Source organism: Achromobacter sp. SIMBA_011 (assembly GCF_046535435.1).
GTDB lineage: Bacteria > Pseudomonadota > Gammaproteobacteria > Burkholderiales > Burkholderiaceae_B > Achromobacter > Achromobacter dolens.
The window spans coordinates 1-352 of the sequence record NZ_JAWRWN010000136.1; the positions used below are offsets into that span (position 1 = coordinate 1).

At 61.6% G+C, this 352-nt stretch carries 1 protein-coding gene; it reads left to right on the top strand.

The features are described from left to right. Window positions 1–334: 4Fe-4S dicluster domain-containing protein (locus SB816_RS30255; RefSeq protein WP_410548025.1), on the top strand; the 334-nt coding region annotated here is incomplete at its 5' end. Window positions 335–352 lie beyond the last annotated feature (18 nt).

Genomic DNA, 352 nt, shown 5'->3' on the forward strand with positions numbered 1-352 from the left:
GCCTGAACGCGAGCGGTTGCAGACGCCGGAGGAGCGCGATCAGCTCGACGGGCTGTATGAGTGCATTTTGTGTGCGTGCTGTTCGACGTCGTGCCCGAGCTATTGGTGGAACCCGGACAAGTTCGTCGGGCCGGCGGGGTTGCTGCAGGCGTATCGGTTCATTGCCGATTCACGCGATATGGCGACGGCCGAGCGGCTCGATAATCTCGAGGATCCGTATCGGCTGTTCCGGTGCCGGACGATCATGAATTGCACGGATGTGTGCCCGAAGGGGTTGAATCCGACGAAGGCGATTTCGGAGATTCGGACGATGTTGGTCAGGAGGACGGTTTAGGGGGCGGGGGGCTCAGCG